This window comes from Leeia oryzae DSM 17879, assembly GCF_000376945.1.
Taxonomy (GTDB): Bacteria; Pseudomonadota; Gammaproteobacteria; order Burkholderiales; family Leeiaceae; genus Leeia; species Leeia oryzae.
Map to the genome: position 1 here is coordinate 93,209 of NZ_AQXU01000024.1, position 19,858 is coordinate 113,066.

A 19,858-nucleotide genomic window follows, 5' to 3' on the forward strand; every position below is an offset into this window, starting at 1 on the left:
GAAGTTGTAAAAAAAGCGGTAGATCCGGACAGGACTACCGCTTTTTTTATGGTGTACATGGATCGGGATGTCAGGCCATTCCCGCAAAACCTGTCTGGCGCAGCGCCTCAAACACGGTAATGGCCACCGCGTTGGACAGATTCAGGCTGCGCTGGGTGGGCAGCATGGGCAAGCGCAGGCGAAAATCCGCTTCAAACCCGGCCAGGACATCGGCGGGCAAGCCACGGGTTTCCGGTCCGAAAACAAACACGTCTTCATCCTGAAAGCTGGCGCTAAAGGCATTGCGGCTGCCCTTGGTGGTAAAGGCAAACAGGCGCTTTCCGGCCAGGGCGGCCTGGCATGCGGCCCAGTCTTTGTGGACATGCATCTCGGCGTATTCGTGGTAATCCAGCCCGGCGCGTTTCATTTTGGTATCGTCGAGCGGGAAGCCCAGTGGTTCGACCAGGTGCAGCTGGCAACCGGTATTGGCGGCCAGACGGATGATGTTGCCCGTATTGGGCGGGATTTCCGGATTAAACAAGACAATATGGAACATGATCAGTTTTCCAGCGGAACCGGTGCGAGTGGCAGCAGGGTTTTCAGGTCCAGCTGGTCTACGGCGGCGGAGGCCGCCGCTTCGCTGTCCAGATATGGAACAACGCCCAGACAGGGGGCTGCAATGCGGGCTTGCAGGGTGGCCAGGTTGTCTTCAAATCGCAGTTGACGTGGTTCTACCCGGTTGGCCACCCAGCCGAGCAGGCGGCAGCCGCTGTCTTCAATGGCTTTGACGGATAGCAAGGCATGGTTGATGCAGCCCAGACGCATGCCTACCACCAGTACGACAGGCAGTTGCAGGCTGCGGGCCAGATCAGCCATGTCACGGTTATCGCTGATCGGTGCAAACCAGCCACCGGCACCTTCGACCAGTACCATGTCTGCCTGCTGGCGCAACTGATTGAGGTTGGCCGCAATGTGCCACAGATCAATCTCGGTCTTGGCATCTCTGGCCGCCAGATGCGGAGAAATGGGCGGCTCGAAGGTGTACGGGTTCATCAGGCTGCGGTCAACCGGGAAGCTGGCCGCTGCCAGCAAGGCTTCTGCATCTTCGCTGATCATGCCGACATCGCCCGGAATACACCCGGATGCGACGGGTTTCATTCCCAGTACGCTGAGTCCATGGCGTTGCAGGGCCTGCATCAGCAAAACACTGACCATGGTCTTGCCGACTTCGGTATCGGTACCGGTAATAAAGAATGCGCCGCCCATGGCTGGGTCTCCTGTGCTGTGGCTTATGTGTTGCGAGGGCGGAATTCTATCACTTGTCGGCCGTCTGCCAAGACCCGGACCGGTTTGGGCTCCGGTTTCCAGGCATGACCATAGACGATTTCATAGGTGGCGGGCAGCTGGCCGTCTTTGCGCAGCGTTTCGTAGTTGTCGATCACCCGTTGCCAGCGCTGCTTGCCCATCAGGCCGGCAGGGCGGCCATGCATGACGTTGTGGGCGCCAATCGCTTTCAGGTCCTGCATTACGGTGCGCACGTCCTGATAGGTGAGGGTGATGTATTCCATGTCCATCACCGGGGTGGCAAACCCGTTCTTCACCAGTCCGTCGCCAATGTCGTGCATGTCGACAAAACGGTTGACGTGATCGGCCTGGTCTACGCCTGCAAAGGCCTGACGCAGTTCTTTCAGGGTGTCGGGCCCCAGGGTAGAGAACATCAGCAAGCCATTGGGGGCCAGCACGCGGTGAAACTCGGCAAACGCCTTGTCCAGGTCGTTGACCCACTGAATCGCCAGGTTGGACCAGATCATGTCCAGACTGTTATCGGCCAGCGGCAGTTGTTCGATGTCACCGCACACGGCGGGCGGGTCTTTGAACAGTCGTTTCCAGCGCGAGGTTTTCTGGCGGGCTGCCAGCAGCATGGCGTGGGCAATGTCCAGCTCGATGACGCTGGCTTTCGGATACGCGGTCTGCAGCTTGTCGCGGCCAAAACCGGTGCCGGAACCGGCATCCAGCACAGTGGCGGGCTGGTGCTTGATGTATTCCAGCCGCTCTGCCATGCGATTACAGACTTCCTGTTGCAGAATCGCCGCTGCATCATAGCGGGAGGCGGCCTCGTTAAAGGCTTTGCGCATCAGCCGTTTGTTGGGTAAGAAGTGCTCGGTCATTGAGAGTCGCTTTGTAGTATCAGTTGTCTTGCCGCATCCAGACATACCTCCGGATGGGTCAGAAAAGGGGCGTGGGCCGATTGTGCCAGTAAGTGCAGCCGCGCATGCGGCAGGGTCTCTGCCAGCCAGCGGGCGGTGGCAGCAGGTACCAGAGCATCGCGCTCGCCGTAGATCAGCTCGACCGGACAGGTAATCTGGTGCAGGCGATGGCGCAGGTCGGCATCGCGCAAGATGTGCAGGCCGCCGGTAAGGGTATCCTGATGCGCCAGCGGGCGGCTGGACAGTGCCTGCTTCAGCTGGACGACCTGGGTTCTGGCGCTTGGACTGCCCATGGCCTGCAAAGCTAGAAACCGGTGCAGGGTGGCTTCAGCATCGCTGGCCAGTTCGTCGGTAAACTGCGACAGTACCTGCGGTTTCATGGCATTGGGCCAGTCCTCGCGGGTGGTAAAGCAGGGTGAACTGGCAATCAGCCCCAGGCCCAGTACGCTGTCCGGGTGATGCAGCGCGACATATTGCGCCACCATGCCGCCCAGCGACCAGCCCATCCAGATGGCGGGTTGTGGCAGGGCATGCTGCACGGCTTCGGCCATGCTGGCCAGATCAAACGGATCGGTATGGCCGGAGTGGCCGTGCCCGGGCAGGTCGATCACATGCACGGTGGCCAGTTCGGACAGGCGGGTTGCAAATTCTCCCCATACCTGACCATGCATGCCCCAGCCGTGCAACAGCACCAGTTCCGGAGATGCCTTGCCGGGCGTTGCATGCGCATGAGGTAAGGTATCGATATGTAAGCGGGTCATGCCATGCTTGCCTGTGTAGGGTGTGATTGTGCGATACGGGTCAGGCTGACTAGCAACTCGTCTACATCTGCCAGGGTATGGCTGGCGGAAAGCGAGATCCGCAAGCGGGCAGTTCCCTCGGGCACGGTAGGCGGGCGAATGGCCGGTACCCAGATGCCGTCTTGCCAGAGGGCATTGGCCAATGCCAGCGTATCTTCATTGCTGCCAATCACCAGCCCCTGGATGGGGGTCTGGGATGGCAGGGCGGCCCAGGGCAGACCCCGGCTACCTTCTTGCCAGCGGGCAATCAACGCTTGCAAGTGTGCTCTGCGGTCATCGGCCTGTTGCATGATGTCGATACTGGCGCACAGGCTGGCAGCCAGTAGCGCTGGTGCTGCCGTGGTGAAGATATGGCTGCGGGCATGGTGCATCAGCCAGTCGATCACCACCGGTTCTGCGCAGACAGCCGCCCCTTGCGAGCCTGCTGCCTTGCCAAAAGTGACCAGCTGAATCAGTCGCGGATGATTGTGCAGCCCGAAGTGCGAGGCAGTGCCCCGGCCTTGTTCACCCAGTACGCCAATGCCGTGTGCGTCGTCCAGATAAATCCAGGCATCGAATGCTTCTGCCAATGCGAGGATGGCTGGCAACGGGGTCATGTCCCCGTCCATGCTGAAGATGCCATCCACCACAATCAGCTTTTGCCGAGCGTCGGATTTCTCCAGCAGCTGGCGCAGGTGCTCGGTGTCATTGTGGCGGAACCGGTGCGTGCTGGCGCGCGACAGCAGGCAGCCATCGTTCAGCGACGCATGGTTGAGTTTGTCCATGAAAATGGCGTCGGCCCGGTCTACCAGTGCGGGAATGATGCCGACACTGGCGGTATAGCCGGTAGCAAACGTCAGGCAGGGGCGTCCCAGCCAGCTGGCCAGCGCCTCTTCCAGTCGCTCGTGCCAGAGATGATGCCCGCTGACCAGATGCGATGCACCGGTGCCCAAGCCACTGGCCGACAATGCCTCGCACGCAGCGGCTGCCAGCGCGGGGTGAGCTGCCAGTCCCAGATAGTCGTTGCTGCAAAATGACAGTTTGGCAACGCCATCTACGGTCAGATGCGGTTGTTGCGAGCTCTGGACAATACGACGGTGACGACGGCGATGCTCACGAGTGAGCGCCGCCAGACCTTCGGAGAAACGTTCGAACATCCGGGCTTAGCCGTGATGGTGGTGGCCGCTGCCACAACCGCAGCCACCTGTTGGCGAGGTGTGATCTTCGTCCTCATCCAGATCGGCTTCGGTATGAGTCACACTGGCAGCGTTGATGTTCAGCTTGGCCAGTAGCGCCTGGTCGCGGCTGACATCCGGGTTGCCAGTGGTCAGCAGTTTTTCGCCATAGAAAATCGAGTTGGCGCCGGCCATAAAACACATGGCCTGCATGGCTTCCGGCATTTGCTGGCGGCCGGCAGACAGACGGACATAGCTCTTTGGCATCAGGATGCGGGCCACGGCAATGGTACGGACAAACTCGGTCCAGTCGATCGGCTCGGTGCCATCCAGTGGCGTACCTTCTACCTGTACCAGATTATTGATCGGGACGGATTCCGGTTGCGGTTCCAGATTGGCCAGTTGTGCCAGCAGACCGGCACGGTCCAGGCGCTCTTCGCCCAGGCCGACAATACCGCCACAACAGACGTTAATGCCAGCCTGGCGCACCTTGTTCAGGGTATCCAGACGGTCTTCGTAGTCACGGCTGCTGATGATGTCGCCGTATTTTTCTGGAGCGGTATCCAGGTTGTGGTTGTAATAATCCAGACCGGCATCACGCAGTTGCTCTGCCTGGCCGGATTTCAGCATGCCGAGCGTGGCACAGGTTTCCAGACCCATGGCCTTCACGGCCTTGACCATCTCCAGTACCGAGGCCAGATCATCCTGGCTTGGGCCACGCCAGGCGGCGCCCATGCAGAAGCGGCCAGCGCCTGCTGCTTTAGCGGCCTTGGCGGCATCCAGCACCGTGTTCAGGGCCAGCATTTCCTGGTTTTCTACGCCGGTATCGTGCATGGAAGATTGCGGGCAATAGCTGCAGTCTTCGGTACAGCCGCCAGTCTTGATCGACAGCAAGGTAGACAGCTGGACACTGTTTGGGTCGAAATGCTCGCGGTGCACGGTTTGTGCCCGGTACAGCAGGTCATTGAAGGGCAGGGCAAACAGGGCTTCGACATCGGCCGCACTAAAACGGGCAACTTCCGGGTGCAATACCGGTTTGGTGCTGGCGTGAAATTGCAGCACAGAAGGAGTAGTGGTTTCTTGGGTCATGACAAGCCTGCTGGGTAAGTGGTTGCCAGAGCAGATTCATGACATTTGAATGTGTTCTGGGCGTAAAATAGCGGATTGCCTGAGGTTAATGCTTCGCCTGTTGCTTGTCAAATTTGAGAGATGAATTTTCTAAACAAGTGTATAAATTTTGCACAGAACATACTGCCCGGTGGCTGCCGCTTGTGTGGCATGCCGGGCAGGGATGCCATCTGTCACTACTGCGAGACCCGTTTGCCGGTCATGACAGCCGCGTGCTGTGCCCGCTGCGCCTTACCCTTGCCCGCCGGAGAAGTGTGCGGGCACTGCTTGCAGCATGCGCCGGTGATTGATTCGGTGACGGCCCGGTTTGCCTATCAGGAGCCGTTGCGCAGTGTGCTGATCGGGTTCAAGCATCAGCAGCGCTGGCCGGATGCCCGGGTGCTGGCTGACCTGATGTTGCAAGTGCCGCCGCCACAGACGCAGGGCCTGTTACTGGTGCCTGTTCCCTTGCACCCGTTGCGGGTCAAGGCTCGGGGCTACAATCAGTCTGCGGAGTTGTGCCGGCGATTGGGCCGGCAACTGTCGCTCACCGTAGATCCTTATGGTTTGCAAAGGATATTGCCCACGCCGCCCCAGCAGCAGCTGGACCGCACGGCGCGGCTAAGAAACCTGAAACAGGCATTTGTGGCGGACAGGGAACGGGTGATAGGGAGAGACATCCTGCTGATCGACGATGTCATGACCACAGGTGCCACCCTGGATGCTGCAGCAACGGCACTCAAGTCTGCCGGTGCTACTTCGGTACATGGCTGGGTGGTAGCGCGAGCCCTGTGAGCCCACCGCCGGGGTCAGTATTTGGCGCCTGACCCCCAACCTTTGTACTGTTTGACATTCTGTTTGGTAATCCAGACCGGCGGAATCAGGATGGTGGTCTGTTTGGGCGGCTTACCGTTGATCATCTGGTACCCCACCTCTACGGCCAGCTGCGCCATCTTGTCCGGTGACTGGGTGGCCGAGCCTTCTATCATCGAGGTCGGGTCTTTTAACCGGGCTTCAATGGATGGCGCACCGTCAATGCTCATGATGATCATCCGTTTGCGCCGGGTCTGGATAATGGCTTCTTCCGCACCAATAGCGGTCGGGTCGTTGATGGTGAACAGTCCCTGGATATTGGCGTAGGTCGACAAAATCTCGGTCATTTTGGCGATGCCCCCCTCCCGGCTGCCGCCGCCGTTTTTGTCCTGGGACAATAAGCGGATACCCGGATATTTGCCGAGTATCTGCTTGCAGCCGCGGACCCGGTCAATCACGGAGGATACCGGCGGGCCATTGAGGATGACCACATTGCCTTTGCCACCCAGCTTGTCGGCTAGTGCCTGGCAGGACATCTGTCCCGCTTTCAGGTTGTCGGTCGTAATGGTGACATCTGCTCCGGTGGCGTTGACATCCACGGCGACCACCTTGATGCCAGCATCTCTGGCGCGGCCGACTACCGGTTCGATGGCCACCGGGTCGGCGGCGTTCAAGACAATCAGATCCACTTTGCGGGTGATGAAATCTTCCATCTGGGCGATCTGGCGCTGCAGGTCGTAAGCGCTGGACACTACGGTTACCTTTACCGACGGGCCGGCAATGCGATGGGCGGTTTCTTCCACGCCTTCTGCGATCCGGACAAAAAACGGATTACCAAGGTCAGACAGCGAAACGCCAATATGCTTTAGTGCGGCTGCCTGGGCACTACTGATCATGCCGAGCAACATCAGGCCAGCGGTAATACGGGAATACGGCACGTGTCTTTCTCCTCTACGGATTGTGCGGCGTGGCACCTGGAAGTATCGTTTTTGCATGTAGTGCAGTTACTTGCACGCAAATCGTCTTCGCATTCTTGTTAGCACGAACTATAACCGAGTTCAGCCCGCGTTTTGAAAAAATCACCGCCAGACAAACTGCGGTGGCGCTAAAGCGGGTGATCTCGCTGGCTATCAGCACTGTTGCGGCATTCGTGGCGCCTACAGTATCCAGTCTTTGAAGATCGGGCAGCTAGTACAGCTGTTTTCTGCTGCTGGTTGGCTGTTTAGTTTGGCGGCTTGTTGCGATCCGTTATCGTTGTCTAATTTTGCAACAAAATATATGGAGTTAGTATTGTAATTTAGCTACATTTGGTCTAGAGTTATCCCTGAGCCCCCACCAATACGCCGCAGTGTGTTGTCTGGCAAATATCGAGTCACCAGACGGGTGATGCCAGTAATAAAACTGGCACGTGCCAGATACCGGTTGTTTTGGAAGCAGAACTGCCCTCATACAAGAAAACGAGTGGAGACGGAACATGACGATCAAGGTTGCTATTAACGGATATGGCCGTATTGGCCGCAATGTACTGCGTGCCTTTTATGAAGGCGGCAAAAAACACGATATTCAAATCGTTGCCATCAATGACCTGGGCAACGCCAATACCAATGCTCATCTGACCCAGTACGATACAACCCACGGCACCTTCCCAGGGACCGTCTCGGTAGATGGCGATTACCTGGTGGTTAATGGCGACAAGATCCGCGTGACAGCCGTGCGCAATCCGGCTGAACTGCCATGGAAAGAACTGGGTGTAGACGTGGTCATGGAATGTACCGGTCTGTTCACCAGCAAAGAAAAAGCCGGCTTGCACCTGCAGGCAGGCGCCAAGAAAGTCATCATTTCTGCACCAGGCGGCAAAGACGTGGACGCGACCATTGTGTACGGCGTAAACCACAACGTCCTGAAAGCAAGCGACACCGTGATTTCCAACGCATCTTGCACCACCAACTGTCTGGCACCGCTGGTCAAGCCGCTGCACGACAAACTGGGTGTGGTAAACGGTCTGATGACCACGGTTCACTCGTTTACCAATGACCAAGTGCTGACCGATGTGTATCACGAAGACCTGCGCCGTGCACGTTCGGCCGTGTCTTCCATGATTCCGACCAAAACCGGTGCCGCTGCAGCGGTCGGTCTGGTATTGCCGGAACTGAACGGCAAGCTGGATGGTTTTGCGATTCGCGTACCTACCATTAACGTATCACTGGTAGACCTGACTTTTGTCGCTGCCCGTGACACCACGGTTGAAGAAGTCAACAGCATCCTGAAAGCGGCCGCTGATGGCGAACTGAAAGGGATTCTGGCGTATAACACCGCACCACTGGTGTCGGTAGACTTTAACCACAATCCGCATTCCAGCATTTTTGATGCCACGCTGACCAAAGTGTCAGAAGGCAAACTGGTCAAGATTTCCAGCTGGTACGACAACGAATGGGGTTTCTCCAATCGTATGCTCGATACCACTGTCGCATTGATGAAAGCAGCAGGCTAAGTTAGCTGATCGCGCAAATCGTTATGAAAACGGTTTGTCATTCAATGCAAAACGGGGTTCACGAGTGGGGGGCGCAGGATGGCCAATGCTTCTGGGGGGAGGTATTGTCTGTCTTGTGCCCTTCTTTTTTTGCGCCTGCACCTTGCTGCGGCGCAAGATATCTATCCTGCATCAGGTGCGCTATAACCATAGCGTACCGCCAATATACCAAGCTGTTCATCCAGAACGGCATATCAACAGGAGGCACGCGCTGTTTCGCGTGATAGTCGCTTATGTTTCGTAATACCAAAATCGTTGCTACCTTGGGCCCGGCCAGTTCGTCAGAAGACGTATTGGCCCGCATGATTCTGGCGGGGGTGAATGTTGTCCGCATCAACTTCTCGCACGGCTCTGCAGAAGAACACATCGCACGCGTCAAACTGGTCCGCGAAATTGCCACCCGTCTGGGTAAAGACGTTGGGGTGATGGCCGATTTGCAAGGCCCGAAAATCCGTATTGGTACGTTTGTAGACGGCAAGATCCAGCTGGCATCAGGCAGCAAGTTCATTCTGGACGCAACGGCTACCATTGGCGACGAAACCCGCGTCGGGCTGGATTACAAAGAACTGGTCAATGATGTCAAGGCGGGGGATACCCTGTTGCTGGACGATGGCCGTATCGAAATGAAGGTCGAAGAAGTCTTCGGGTCCGAGATTCACTGTCTGGTGGTGCACGGCGGCGTGCTGAGCAACAAGAAGGGTATCAACAAGCTGGGCGGCGGTTTGTCTGCCCCGGCGCTGACAGCCAAAGACATGGACGACATCAAGACTGCCGTGGCGTTCGAGGCTGACTTCATGGCCGTGTCTTTCCCGAAAAACGGTGCCGACATGTACATGGCTCGCGAGCTGATGCGTGCGGCGGGTGGCCACGCCCTGATGATTGCCAAGGTAGAACGTACCGAAGCGCTGTACCAGAATCTGGAAGAGCTGCTGGCTGCCAGTGATGGCGTGATGGTGGCGCGTGGCGATCTGGCCGTCGAGATTGGCGATGCTGCCGTGCCGGCCGCTCAGAAGCGCCTGATCCGCACCGCGCGCGAAATGAACAAATTGTCCATTACCGCTACCCAGATGATGGAGTCCATGATTCTCAGCCCGGTGCCAACCCGTGCCGAAGTGTCTGACGTCGCCAACGCTGTGCTGGATGGTACGGACGCGGTAATGCTGTCTGCTGAAACGGCCAGTGGCCAGTTCCCGGTAGAAACGGTAGAAACCATGGCCCGTATCTGTGTCGAGGCCGAAAAGTCTTCCGAAATCACGCTGGATAAAGACTTTCTGGACCGTACCTTTACCCGTATCGACCAGTCCATTGCCATGGCGGCGCTGTTTACGGCCCACCACCTGAAGGTCAAGGCGATTGCGGCACTGACCGAATCCGGTTCTACCGCCCTGTGGATGAGCCGCCTGAATGCCGGTGTGCCGATTTTTGCCCTGACGCCAAAAGAAAGCACCCGTCGTCGCCTGGCTCTATACCGTGACGTGCGGACCATCCTGATGGAAACCTCCGGCCATGACCGTGATGAAGTGCTGGCAACTGCCGAGCAAAAATTGCTGGAAGAGGGCGTTGTCGAAGTGGGTGACCTGATCGTATTGACCAATGGCGAGCCGATCGGCAAGCCGGGTGGCACCAACACCATGAAGATCGTCAAGGTCGGGTTTGCAGAGAGCAAGCCGGCAGAGGCCAAAAAAGCCCCTGCCAAGCGCAAATCCAGCTAAGGCAGCTTCAGGCCGCTCACATGAAACAGCCACTTGATGTTTGAAGTGGCTGTTTTGCATTCAAAGTACCTATAACTCACAAGGATGTCATCGTGATCACGATTGCACTGATTGCCCACGACCGCAAAAAAGACGACATGGTCGCCCTGGCCACCCGCTACAAAGATCTGCTGGGCCAGCACGCGCTATTGGGCACCGGCACTACCAGCGCCAGAATCCGCGAAGCCACGGGCCTGAATGTTCAGCCGTACCTGTCTGGCCCGCAGGGTGGGGATCAGCAGATTGGCGGGCTAGTGGCCGAAGGCAAGGTCGATATGGTGCTGTTTTTACGGGACCCGATGATGGCGCAGCCCCATGAGCCGGACATTACCGCGCTGATGCGGGTATGCGATGTACATAACGTACCTCTCGCAACCAATGTGGCAGCCGCTTCCAGGTTGCTGGATTCACTGGCCGATGAGTAAACCTGCCAGGGCCACTTGCAGGCGGTTCCATCCGCCCGCACGCTGCCCATTTTGACGGATATCAAAAAAATGAATTTGCTACCTGCAAAGAGGCAAAGTTCGCACTATAGTGATTAAGACCGCGTGTGTCCGGGATTCGTTGACGCGGGTCAAAGAAAATTGACTATATAGTCATTAAAGTAACAAACCACCAAGAATGGTGCTGATGGTATTTGTCCGCCTGCCCGGCAATCAGACGTTGCCGCAGTGTAAGCCCTGTACCCCGGGCCACCCCCGCGGTACATACTCTGGTTACAGTGTATCCGGATGTCACCAGTAAAGGTATTTGTCATGCAATTGCATCAGTCACAAGCCGCAGACGATCTGCTGGACATGGTCCGGCTGAATGAAGGCATCAAGAAAGTTGTCATTATTGCATTTCACATCAACCTGATGGCCCTGAACGCCATTCTGCTGGCCAATCGGGCAGGCAGAACCGCACTGGGTTTCGGGGTGATATCTAAAGAACTGCGCGTACTGGCGGTAGACCTGACGCATCTGATGCATGATCTGAAAGCCGATGCTTATGAATCGGTTAACCTGATTACCGTGTTGCTCCGTCAGGAGCGTCGCAAAATTTTGCTGGAAAGTGCCCGGCAAAGCCTGAGTCAACATCAGGACGCGCTGGTGGCCGTTATTGAAACGCAGCAAAATGAGCAAACCAGTCAACGCCAGCGCATTTCCCAGTTACGGGTCAAACTGCTGGAAAAACTGGACGATGCCCGGCGCATCTGCCAGTTCGGTATTGCCATTTCCCGCTCGGCCAAAATCGAGGCAGCCTATGGTGCCGGCTACAGCATGCAACTGAGCGACGTGTCATCCGATTTTGATCAGAACATTCATGCCATTCTCCCGGCGCTTGACCTCTTGTGCCAGAATTTAAAGGATCATTGATGAAGCAGGCTCAAGTCATTTTTCAGGAAGGCGATCTCAGCTGGACCATGATTGCCAGAGATCCTGCCAAGCATGGTTATGTCATCGATACCAACGAATACGTTATCACCTATGGTGGCGAATCCATACTCACCGACCCCGGTGGCAGCGAAATTTTCCCGGCGGTGTTTTCGGCCATTTGTACGGTGATCGATCCGCTCAGCATCAAATCCCTGTTTGCCTCCCACCAGGACCCGGACATCATTTCCTCACTCGGCCTGTGGCTGGACTTTAACCCCTCGCTACGCTGCTATACCAGCCGGCTGTGGACCAGTTTCATTCCGCATTTTGGCGGGGACGATGAAACCCTGATCGGCATCCCGGACGAAGGCATGCCGATCAGTCTGGGCGAACACCGTCTGGACGCCATTCCGGCTCACTTCTTGCATTCTTCCGGCAATATGCAGTTGTATGATGGTACGGCCAAGATCCTGTTTTCCGGGGATGTGGGCGCGGCGTTGCTGCCGGACGATGCCAACGAGGTGTTCGTCAAGGATTTTGACCGCCACATAGATTATGCGCGCGGGTTTCATCAGCGCTGGATGGGGTCTACCGAGGCCAAACTGGACTGGTGCCAGCGGGTGTCCAGCATGAACATCGATATGCTGTGTCCGCAGCATGGAGCCATTTATCAGGGGGCGGATGTGATGCGCTTCATTAACTGGTTTGCCGAGCTGCCCGTTGGCCTCATGACTTTCCGCAAATAAAATCAGGCCATCGTCACGATGGCAACATGATCTCCAAGCCCCGTGTTCGGACCACTGAATGCGGGGTTTTTGCTTTTTCCAGAAACGTCGAACTTGCTGAGCGTGCGTCTATGCGTGCAAACACCTCGAAAAATCAGCTGGCACGGGCTATCATGAATCAGACCCATTCTAAAAAGACCATGACATGCAGTTAACGTTTTGTGGCGCCGCAGGCGAGGTAACCGGTTCATGCTATTGGCTGCAAGGAGCCTGGGGGCAAGGCTTGATCGATTGCGGCATGTTCCAGGGCGGGATGCGTGCAGATCTGAAAAACCGGGCCCCTTTTCCTTTCAACCCAAGGCAACTGGATTTTGTCATCCTGACCCATGCCCATCTGGATCACTCCGGCTTGTTGCCCAAACTGGCGGCAGAAGGGTTTCGTGGGGATATCTATTGCACCATGGCAACGGCCGACCTGCTGGGCGTGTTATTGCCTGACTCGGCACATATTCAGGAAAAAGATGCCGAATGGCGCATCAAGCATCACCGTGGCCGTATGCGTCCTAATGCGACCGCGCTGTATGATGCCGCCGCCGCCGAGCAGGCACTGAAACTGCTCAGGCCCCAGCATTACAACCAGCCATTTTCTCCGGTGGAAGGTATTCAGGTCACGTATCGGGATGCCGGGCACATTCTCGGCTCTGCCTTTGTCGAGCTGCAATATCAAACCAAGTCCGGCCTAAGAACCCTGGTCGCCAGTGGCGATGTAGGCCAGCCTTCGCGACCCATCGTGAAAGACCCTGCTTTCCCCACGCACGCGGATTATTTGCTGATCGAATCCACCTACGGCAACCGTTTGCATAAAAGCATGGCAGAAACGCTGGATGAACTGACCGAGGCAATCAACATTACCCGGCGTTACGGCGGCAATGTGGTGATTCCGGCGTTTGCCGTTGGCCGGACGCAGGACATGCTGTATCTGTTGGGGCAACTCACAGAAGAAGGGCGGATCGATGACGAATGGCAAATCTATGTCGATTCCCCCATGGCCACCAAGGCCACCGATATCACCTTGCATCACTTTGAAGACCTCGATACCGAAACCCAGCTGGCGCTGAGCCACAACGGGCACCGTTTTCTGAAGCGGGTCCACTTTACCGAGACGGTGGAAGACTCGATGGCCATCAACAAGATTCCCGGTGGTGCCATCATTCTCTCTGCTAGCGGCATGTGCGATGCCGGACGTATCCGCCACCACTTGCGCTGGCAACTGCCGCATCGCAAAAACAGTGTCGTGATTGTCGGCTTTCAGGCCATGGCATCGCTTGGGCGACGTCTGGTCGATGGCGCCAAGAAAGTGCGTTTGTTTGGGCGAGAGGTAGAAGTTGCCGCCAGAATTTTTACCATTGGCGGCTTGTCGGCCCATGCAGACCAGGCGGCCCTGATGAATTGGGCGGGACATCTGCAAACACCTCCCCGCAACACCTGGGTGGTACATGGAGAGGCACAAGCGTCGGCCAGTTTCCGTGATTTGCTGGGGAGCAAGTGGCTAAATGTGGCGGTCGCAGAGGCTGGTGCCACCTGCGACCTGTCAGACTAGTTTTCGTGCCGTCGTTTACTTGATCCAGACCGAGCGGATGTTGGTAAATTCCCGCAAGCCAAAGCGGGACAGCTCTCGTCCGTAACCGGATGCCTTGGTGCCGCCAAACGGCAACCGGTTATTGGAGCGCAGCTGGCCATTCACATAGGCCATGCCGGATTCGATTTTGTGGGCAAACGCCTCGGCGCGATCGGTGTCCTGGCTCCACACCACGGCCCCCAGACCATAACGGGTGTCATTGGCAATCCGGAGGGCATCGTCCTCGTTCTCTGCCCGGATGACGCAAGCCACCGGGCCGAACAGTTCCTCAAAGTAAGCCGATGCATGCGGATGCACATGGTCCAGCACCATGGGCGAGAAGAAAAAGCCGTTATCCGGGCGTGGCTGTGGCGTTCCTTGCAACACCGCCCCGGTGGCGACACTGGCATCTACCTGGCGCTGCAGTTTGTCGCGCAGGTCTTTTCTGGCCATTGGCCCCATGCGGGTCGTGTCGGCAAACGGGTCGCCCATCGATAATTCTGCTACTTTGTTCGCCAACTGTTCGACAAACGCGTCGGCAATCTCTGGCACCACAATCATGCGCTTGGCCGCCGTGCAAGCCTGGCCGGCATTGATAAAACGCGCGGCAACCGCTTGTTCTACGGCGGGGGCCAGATCGGCATCTTTCAACACCACCCATGGGTCGGATCCACCCAGTTCCAGCACCGACTTTTTCAGGTATTGCCCCGCAGTAGCCGCTACCAGCCGGCCCACCGTCTCGGAGCCGGTAAAGGAGATGGCCCTGACGGATGGATGGGCAATGATCCGGTCCACATCGTCGTTGTCGGCAAACAGGTTGCGAAACACCCCTTCCGGCAAACCGGCGTGAGTGAACACTTCTTCGATGGCAATGGCACACTGGGGCACATTGGCAGCATGCTTCAGCAGGCAGGCATTGCCCGCCAGCAGTGCCGGCACAGCAAAGCGAAAGACCTGCCAGAACGGATAATTCCAGGGCATGATGCCCAGCACTGTCCCCAGCGGCGGGTAACAGACATAACCACGGCCGGAGGGTAGATCCACTGCTTCATTGGCCAGCATGTGCTCGGCCTCGGCTGCATAAAACCGGGCCAGATCGGCACACTTGTCAATTTCGGCCAGCGACTCCCGCCAAAGCTTGCCCATTTCCAGCGTCATCAAACGGGCAAAATGCTCTCTGCGCAGTACCAGCTGGTCTGCGACAGCCAGCAAGGCCTGGCAACGCTGGGCCAGCGATAGTCCGGCCCAGACTTTTTGTGTCTTTTCGGTGTGCTCAATCAACACACCGATCGCATTTGAGGGTAATGTATCAAAACGGGCCAGTAATTCTTCTGTGGCCGGATTCCGGCTCTCGTATGGCATTGTGTTATCCTTACAACTGTTACATGCGGGGATAGGTCTGATCAGTCCCTCGTTGCAGAACTTACCGGCTTGATCGGTGTCATCCCTTTTGGTTGTGCCTTGTTTAACGAATCAAGAAATCAGCGTTGTATGAAATCTGCTTACTATTCTACCCGTATTCTACTACCCGCTGCCCTGTTCATGGCATGTCAGCTGGTCAGGGCCGGTATTCCGGAAGACCTGACTGCGGCCAGAGATGCCTTCCGGGCGCGTGATGCCGGTAAATTGTCGCAGATGGCCAGCCGTCTGGATACTACGCTGTTTGCAGCCTATCCGCGCTACTGGCAATTGTCGCTGGATATCGACAACACGACCGATGACCAGATTCAGGACTTCCTGAAGCACTATCCGGATACGCCGCTGGCAGAAAAACTGAAAATGGACTGGCTGGGCAGCCTGGGCCGCCGCCAGCAATGGCGCAATTACCTGGCGTACAACTGGACGTTTGCCAGCGAACCGGTCGAGCTGGCCTGCTACCGTCTGACGGCCACACTGCAACAAGAAAACCGTGTAGACGCTGCCGAAGTCAAATCGCTATGGTTATCCGGCAGCAACCAGCCAAAAAGCTGTATCAGCCTGTATTCGCTACTACAAGCCAAAGGCAGTTCGCTGCTTGCCAACCCGTGGGCCAGAATGCGCAATGCCCTGCGGGAAGCACGTATCAGCAAGTCGGATAATCTGGATGCCGTTCGCGATGCCAATCCGTTTTTACCCGCCAAAGAACAGCTCGACCTGAAACAGCTGGAGCAAATCTATAAGTCACCACAAACCTGGCTGGACAAGCAGACCGCGTTCCCGGCTTCTCAGCCTGCTAAAGAAACCGCCCTGTTTGCGCTCAATCGCCAGGCGATGAACGACCCAAGCAGTGCCGCCAGTACCCTGGCTGGCTGGAAAGACAGCATGTCACCCGCAGACCGTCAGTACGCCTGGGGGTTGGTAGGCTATTGGGGGGCCTACAATCTGGTACCGGATGCTGTTGCCTGGTTCAAGCAGGCCGGGGACGCCAGCCTGACGGATACGCAGTTGGCCTGGAAGGCAAGGGCCGCGCTTCGCGCCAAAGACTGGGAACAACTGCTGGACGCGATCAATGCCATGGGGCAGAAGCAAGCCACCGAACCCGCCTGGCGTTACTGGAAAGCCCGCGCGCTGGCGCAGCAAGGGGATCTGGACAATGCACGAACCCTCTATCAGGACTTGGCCGGTGAATACAACTTTTACGGACTGCTGGCCGCCGATGAACTCGGGCAGAACCTCCTCAATCTGAAAGACCAGTACAAGGCCACAGAAGAAGAAATCAAGCAGGTTGGCCAGATACCGGCACTGCAACGGGCGTTAACCCTGTATCAGATGGACTGGAAAACCGAGGCCAATCGCGAGTGGACCTTGAGCATGCGCAGCATGGATGACAAGCAGCTACTGGCCGCTGCTGAGCTGGCCAAGCGTAACGACTGGTTTGACCGTGCCATCAATACCGCCGAGAAAACCAAAACCCTGCACAACTTTAGCCTGCGCTTTCTCAGCCCCTACCGGCAAGTCATGAAATCCCAGACGGGCCGTGTCGGGCTGGATGAGTCCTGGGTGTTCGGCCTGATCCGTCAGGAAAGCCGTTTTGCGTCAGTGGCGCGTTCGGTAGTTGGTGCGGCAGGGCTGATGCAGCTGATGCCGACCACCGCCAGCTGGATTGCCAAGAAGATCGGCTTTGCCGAATACAACCCTAAAGGCATACATGATATTGAAACCAACGTATTGCTGGGGACCAGTTACCTGAAGTACGTGCTGGACAGTCTGGGCCATCCGGTGCTGGCGACCGCAGCTTACAATGCCGGCCCCGGCAGGGCCAGGGCATGGCTGGGTGGTTCACCGCTGGAAGGTGCCGTGTACGCAGAGTCCATCCCGTTTGATGAAACCCGCGACTACGTGAAGAAGGTCATGTCCAATGCCGTCTTTTATGCGGCGGTACTGGGTGACCCTTACGTGAGCCTGAAACGGCGCATGGGCATCATGCCCGGCCGCCAATAAATCCCTGAGGCATCTTGGTCTTGCCCGTTATGAAGGCCAGATGCCGTGGTGGTGCACAACCCTACAATCGTTGATCGTGCTTTCTCAAGAAGATGGCAATCAGGCCCATCAAGAAGAAACAACCCGCTGCTGTCAGCATCACGACATTGAGCGAGAAATGCGTGGCGATCCGGCCAAAGAACAACGGCCCAAGCAGGCTGCCTGTAGAAGCAAAGGTCATGATGGCCGGGATGGCGCCAGCCCCTAACCGCCCTGCAATCGAGTAAATCAGCGGGAAGCTGGCCGCATGGCCAAGCCCGATAAAGACCAGTCCGATCAGCATCACATCGTCACGATGAATCAATACCACAGCTGTCAGAATGGCGGCAGATAGCCACGTGCCAAAGCGAATCAGCTTATAAACGCCCAGACGCTCTGCGTTGTAATCTCCCAGAAAACGGCCAGCCATCATGGCCAGCGAGAAGATACCCAGCCCCATGGCGGCCATGCTTTCTGTCGACCCAAGACCCCGGTTCATGTAAAGGGTACTCCAGCCGTTAATCGCCCCTTCCGTAATGGCGGCAAAGGCCGCCACCAGACCTACTGGCAGAATGACTTTCATCGGCGTTTCACGTGCCGCCTTTTTCTGCTGCAGGTGGGTGTCCTGAATCAGCTTGCTGCCAACCAGCAGGTAAACACACCACAGCAAAATCCCAACGATCAGAAAGTGGATTGGTAGGGGGACATTGAATTTGGCAAACAGGCTGCTGGCCGCAGCGGCAATGAAACTGCCAATGTAATACACCGCGTGGTGGAAGCCCATTTGCCGCTTGCCGGTTTCAGATTCCAGCAGTGCGCCTTGTGTATTGATGGCCGCACCAACGCAATTATTCAGAATGCCGGAAATAAACAGACTGATATAAAAGAGCCAGGTCGTAGGCGCCAAGACGAGGACTATCATCCATAGTGCTTGCAAACCGCCACAGCGCCGGCACATGCGCCTGCTGCCCCAACGGGCCAGCAGAAAACGGCTGATCGGGTGAGCGGCAACCCCCCCCAGCCCAAGCAGAAACAGTACCCAACCCCATTCGCCGGTATCCAGTGCGTAGCGCGTTTGCAGCGCGGGCTGTCTGGCGAGCAAAGAGTTAACGACAACGCCATAGGTGATGAAATAAACCGCAAGGGATAAAAACTGGCGGCGCTGTTGCAGTGGGTTTAGCATGTGGGTCGCTAGGCTTCTGGAAAGTGTTAAACACATGGCCCTGTCTGGTCAGGTCGTGCCTGACGGGGGGCAAGAATTGCACAATACTGGGGGTGGTTTCATCATACTGAAACTGCCCGAAAAGAACAGTAGTTCCATCTGAAAATGCAGCGAAACAACACCGTGCCATCTCAGTTTAGTATTGATCGGCTAAACATGGTGATGGTTATCGTGAGGGGGAAACTGCGCGGTTGCACCTTATGCAAGTTCAGACGAGGAGTTGTCTGCCGATGCTTGACTGCGCATGATGACTGGCGCGGATACGCTAGTGAGCGCGGGATGTGATGGCAATGCCGGCAAAAATCGCCAGAATGCCCGCCAGATGGTATGGATGAAACTGCTCGCCCAAAAACAGAATGGATAACAGCGGCACAAATACCGGCATCAGATGAATAAACTGCCCGGCTTTGGGCGCTCCCAGACGGCTAACCGCCAGCGTATAGAACAAGTAGGCAATAATCGACGGGAACGTCCCCACATAGGCCAGTCCGGCAAGATTGGCCAGATTACCCGCAATGTGGGCTGCGTGCATGTACTCCAGCAGGTAAAAGGGCAGTAAGACCGCACACCCCAGTAGAATGGTGGCCAGTAATAACGCCATCCGGTCCAGTGTAGGCGGAATATGGCGCAAAGTCAGCGTATAGATGGCCCAGGCAACACCAGCCAGGATCACCCAGCCATCACCCATGTTCAGCCTGACATTCAGCAAGTGGTTAACATCTCCCTTGCTGACAATCATCATCACGCCCAGCAAAGAGACCGTGATGCCGGCAATGGCAAGCCACCCCAAGCGGTGCTTGAAGGCAATCGCCCCAAACAGCAGGATCAAAATCGGGATAAACGCATTGAGGAGACCGGCATTGGTTGCCGTGGTTTGTTGCAAGCCAAGGTAGGCCAGTGTGTTGTAGCCGGCGACCCCGGTCAGGGTCAATAGCCACAACTTGCCGGGTATCTGTCTCAGCTCGGGCAGGGCGCTTTTAAAGCGTGGCCATACAAACGGCGCCAGAATCGCCCCGGCTATGCACCAGCGCCAGAAAGACAGCGCCACTGGTGGGATACTGTTATGCAGCGCCCGCGCCAGTACAAAATTGCCCGACCAAAACAGGGTGGTCAGTACCAGCAGGACATAGGCACTACGATGACTGGATAATTGCAA

The 19,858-nt window shown here is 56.9% G+C and carries 18 protein-coding genes; 8 read left to right on the forward strand and 10 right to left on the reverse strand.

What is annotated here, in order from left to right; translation table 11 throughout:
- Nucleotides 1-70 precede the first annotated feature (70 nt).
- Genes F552_RS0111920 through bioB form a run of 6 tightly spaced genes read right to left on the reverse strand, consistent with a single transcriptional unit; the run spans nt 71 to nt 5,229 of the window.
- Nucleotides 71-535, reverse strand: coding sequence for a tRNA (cytidine(34)-2'-O)-methyltransferase (locus F552_RS0111920; RefSeq protein ID WP_018151976.1), 465 nt, complete (start codon nt 533-535; stop codon nt 71-73).
- 2 nt (nt 536-537) lie between these two features.
- Entirely contained in the window at nt 538-1,245 is a 708-nt protein-coding gene (bioD, locus tag F552_RS0111925) for a dethiobiotin synthase (protein WP_018151977.1), read from the reverse strand.
- Nucleotides 1,246-1,268: 23 nt separating this feature from the next.
- Complete coding sequence (gene bioC / locus F552_RS0111930; protein ID WP_018151978.1) at nt 1,269-2,147, reverse strand: malonyl-ACP O-methyltransferase BioC; 879 nt, start codon at nt 2,145-2,147, stop codon at nt 1,269-1,271.
- Nucleotides 2,144-2,947, reverse strand: coding sequence for a pimeloyl-ACP methyl ester esterase BioH (gene bioH / locus F552_RS19265; RefSeq protein ID WP_018151979.1), 804 nt, complete (start codon nt 2,945-2,947; stop codon nt 2,144-2,146). The genes bioC and bioH overlap by 4 nt, the downstream gene beginning before the upstream one ends.
- Nucleotides 2,944-4,122 carry an 8-amino-7-oxononanoate synthase gene (gene bioF, locus F552_RS0111940; RefSeq protein WP_018151980.1) on the reverse strand — a complete coding sequence of 393 codons (1,179 nt, stop codon included), beginning with the start codon at nt 4,120-4,122 and terminating at the stop codon, nt 2,944-2,946. Before bioF ends, bioH begins: the two co-directional genes overlap by 4 nt.
- 6 nt (nt 4,123-4,128) lie before the next feature.
- Entirely contained in the window at nt 4,129-5,229 is a 1,101-nt protein-coding gene (bioB, locus tag F552_RS19270) for a biotin synthase BioB (RefSeq protein WP_018151981.1), read from the reverse strand.
- A 120-nt stretch (nt 5,230-5,349) separates the two neighbouring features.
- Between bioB and F552_RS0111950 the strand changes: the two genes are divergently transcribed.
- Nucleotides 5,350-6,042, forward strand: coding sequence for a ComF family protein (locus F552_RS0111950; RefSeq protein WP_026182662.1), 693 nt, complete (start codon nt 5,350-5,352; stop codon nt 6,040-6,042).
- Nucleotides 6,043-6,056: 14 nt separating this feature from the next.
- Here the strand turns inward: F552_RS0111950 and F552_RS0111955 are convergent, their stop codons facing one another.
- The gene (locus F552_RS0111955; protein WP_018151983.1) at nt 6,057-6,998 is read right to left on the reverse strand and encodes an ABC transporter substrate-binding protein; all 942 of its coding nucleotides are present in this window, start codon (nt 6,996-6,998) and stop codon (nt 6,057-6,059) included.
- 536 nt (nt 6,999-7,534) lie between these two features.
- Here F552_RS0111955 and gap point away from each other — a divergent pair.
- The 6 genes from gap (at nt 7,535) to F552_RS0111990 (ending at nt 14,024) form a co-directional block, all read left to right on the forward strand.
- The gene (gap, locus tag F552_RS0111960; protein ID WP_018151984.1) at nt 7,535-8,551 is read left to right on the forward strand and encodes a type I glyceraldehyde-3-phosphate dehydrogenase; all 1,017 of its coding nucleotides are present in this window, start codon (nt 7,535-7,537) and stop codon (nt 8,549-8,551) included.
- A gap of 272 nt (nt 8,552-8,823) precedes the next feature.
- The gene (gene pyk / locus F552_RS19275) at nt 8,824-10,302 is read left to right on the forward strand and encodes a pyruvate kinase (protein WP_018151985.1); all 1,479 of its coding nucleotides are present in this window, start codon (nt 8,824-8,826) and stop codon (nt 10,300-10,302) included.
- A 92-nt stretch (nt 10,303-10,394) separates the two neighbouring features.
- Complete coding sequence (gene mgsA, locus F552_RS19280) at nt 10,395-10,766, forward strand: methylglyoxal synthase (RefSeq protein ID WP_018151986.1); 372 nt, start codon at nt 10,395-10,397, stop codon at nt 10,764-10,766.
- A 330-nt stretch (nt 10,767-11,096) separates the two neighbouring features.
- Complete coding sequence (locus tag F552_RS0111980) at nt 11,097-11,699, forward strand: hypothetical protein (RefSeq protein ID WP_018151987.1); 603 nt, start codon at nt 11,097-11,099, stop codon at nt 11,697-11,699.
- Complete coding sequence (locus F552_RS0111985) at nt 11,699-12,445, forward strand: oxygen-binding di-iron domain-containing protein (RefSeq protein ID WP_018151988.1); 747 nt, start codon at nt 11,699-11,701, stop codon at nt 12,443-12,445. Before F552_RS0111980 ends, F552_RS0111985 begins: the two co-directional genes overlap by 1 nt.
- A 184-nt stretch (nt 12,446-12,629) precedes the next feature.
- Nucleotides 12,630-14,024, forward strand: coding sequence for an MBL fold metallo-hydrolase RNA specificity domain-containing protein (locus F552_RS0111990; protein ID WP_018151989.1), 1,395 nt, complete (start codon nt 12,630-12,632; stop codon nt 14,022-14,024).
- Between the two features lie 15 nt (nt 14,025-14,039).
- Here the strand turns inward: F552_RS0111990 and F552_RS0111995 are convergent, their stop codons facing one another.
- Nucleotides 14,040-15,404, reverse strand: coding sequence for an NAD-dependent succinate-semialdehyde dehydrogenase (locus F552_RS0111995; protein ID WP_018151990.1), 1,365 nt, complete (start codon nt 15,402-15,404; stop codon nt 14,040-14,042).
- A gap of 129 nt (nt 15,405-15,533) precedes the next feature.
- Between F552_RS0111995 and F552_RS19285 the strand changes: the two genes are divergently transcribed.
- Nucleotides 15,534-17,462: a transglycosylase SLT domain-containing protein gene (locus F552_RS19285; RefSeq protein WP_018151991.1), complete on the forward strand. Its 1,929-nt coding sequence runs from the start codon at nt 15,534-15,536 to the stop codon at nt 17,460-17,462.
- A 61-nt stretch (nt 17,463-17,523) separates the two neighbouring features.
- On the opposite strand, the gene F552_RS0112005 is transcribed toward F552_RS19285, so the two are convergent.
- On the reverse strand, nt 17,524-18,663 hold the full coding sequence (locus F552_RS0112005; protein ID WP_018151992.1) for an MFS transporter: 1,140 nt from the start codon (nt 18,661-18,663) through the stop codon (nt 17,524-17,526).
- Nucleotides 18,664-18,967: 304 nt separating this feature from the next.
- The gene (locus F552_RS0112015) at nt 18,968-19,858 is read right to left on the reverse strand and encodes a DMT family transporter (RefSeq protein WP_018151994.1); all 891 of its coding nucleotides are present in this window, start codon (nt 19,856-19,858) and stop codon (nt 18,968-18,970) included.